Source organism: Mycoplasmopsis agassizii, assembly GCF_002276225.1.
GTDB classification, from domain to species: domain Bacteria; phylum Bacillota_I; class Bacilli_A; order Mycoplasmatales; family Metamycoplasmataceae; genus Mycoplasmopsis_B; species Mycoplasmopsis_B agassizii_A.
Window position 1 is genome coordinate 1 of record NZ_NQNY01000039.1, and the last position, 635, is coordinate 635.

At 30.9% G+C, this 635-nt stretch carries 1 protein-coding gene; it reads right to left on the minus strand.

Features of this window, described 5'->3' with window-relative positions; genetic code table 4:
• Positions 1–635 (minus strand): restriction endonuclease subunit S (locus CJJ23_RS04965; RefSeq protein ID WP_180738060.1); only part of this gene is annotated, 635 nt, incomplete at both ends.

Below are 635 nucleotides of genomic sequence, written 5' to 3' on the forward strand. Positions count from 1 at the left end.
TCATATTGCTGTCTTCTCATTTTAATTTCTGCAGGTAAACCTTCATTAATATCTGAAGTTAATTTGCTGAATTTATCTAGAATATTGACAATCCTGTTTTGTTCTTCTAGAGGTGGTATTTTAACTGTTGTTTCACCTAGAGGACCTTTGTATAAATGAGGTACACCTGCTCCTTGCTTTTTATCTCTTAGTTGATTTTCTTTTAATTTTAGTGAGTAATACAGATATTTTGTGCTTACAACATCTTCCTTGCCTTCTACTATAAAACAACCTGAAGTTGCTCAGAATTTACCTTCCATTCAGTTAACAAAACCTGCATATGCTCCATCTTTTGCAACTACTATTAAATTTTCATAATTTCAATCATGATATTTTCCAGTAGGTTTAAAACCACCACCCATTACAGGATATTGATATTCATCATTCATTTTGTCTACTTTTAATTCATCACCAGTTTTGATTTCAGAAACTTGATTTAATTTAAGTTCTTTAAAATTTATATTTGAATTTTCGAAATTTAAAAGATGATTTAGATAGTAGCTATATTGTTTGTTTCTAGCTTCCAGCTCCGCTTCCAGCTCCGCTTCCAGCCTAGAGAATTCATCTAAGATACTTACTATCTTATTTTGGATTTC